We start from the raw sequence: 355 nt of genomic DNA, 5'->3' as shown, positions 1-355 counted from the left end.
GTTTCCATGCCATTTCCGAGCAGATCAAGCAGACAGAACAGGCCATGAAAACCAATGCCGGGCTAAAGGCCGCAACGGTTCAGTATGCCAAAACCCGCCCAGTCTTTGAGCAGTATAAGGCGACGAAGTACAGCCGGAAATTCCTTGCGGAGCATGAGGCCGACCTTGAACTGTACCGGGCTGCACAAGCGGAAATGCGCTCTCTGCTGGGCGGGGCGAAGCTCCCTAAAATGGATGTGCTGAAGGAGGAAGGCCGCAAGCTCACAGCAAAGAAAAAACAGCTCTATGGAGAATACCAGAAGGCACGACGGGATATGCAGGAGATCGTCACGATCAAGGCGAACATTGACACTCT

The 355-nt window shown here is 53.5% G+C and carries 1 pseudogene; it reads left to right on the top strand.

Features of this window, described 5'->3' with window-relative positions:
• A pseudogene (locus PG722_RS13900) lies at positions 1 to 355 on the top strand (relaxase/mobilization nuclease domain-containing protein); the annotation flags it as partial.

Source organism: Butyricicoccus sp. OF27-2pH9A (assembly GCF_027693185.1).
GTDB classification, from domain to species: Bacteria; Bacillota; Clostridia; order Oscillospirales; family Butyricicoccaceae; genus Agathobaculum; species Agathobaculum butyriciproducens.
The sequence above is the reverse complement of the archived record's forward strand: the minus strand, read 5'-3'. Positions and strand labels throughout refer to the sequence as shown.